This window comes from Colwellia sp. BRX9-1 (assembly GCF_014077195.1).
Lineage (GTDB): Bacteria > Pseudomonadota > Gammaproteobacteria > Enterobacterales > Alteromonadaceae > Colwellia_A.
This window is the reverse complement of record NZ_JACGVM010000102.1, coordinates 1-263: the sequence shown is the minus strand read 5'-3', so window position 1 is coordinate 263 and position 263 is coordinate 1. Positions and strand designations below refer to the sequence as shown.

The window sequence follows — 263 nt, the reverse complement described above, 5'->3', positions numbered from 1 at the left end:
TACATTGTTACTGACGGTGCAGGTGATACACAGACTTCTACCTTAACGATTTCAGTAACTCCAGTTTCTGATCTGAGCGATGATAATGAAACTGTCACTGTTGCAGAAGATACAACAGCCACAGGCAATGTTTTAGACAATGCTGAAACAGCAGACGGTCCAATGACCGTCACCAGCTTTACTGTTGATGGTAATACATATAGTGCAGGTGACACCGTTACCCTCACCGAAGGTGAGTTAACTTTAAATGCAGATGGTAGTTA

General features: G+C 42.6%; 1 protein-coding gene. It reads left to right on the top strand.

Translation table 11 applies throughout. The annotated features are described in order from the left end of the window. A partial coding sequence (locus H4J76_RS20355; protein ID WP_182231157.1) for a hypothetical protein occupies positions 1–263 on the top strand: 263 nt, incomplete at both ends.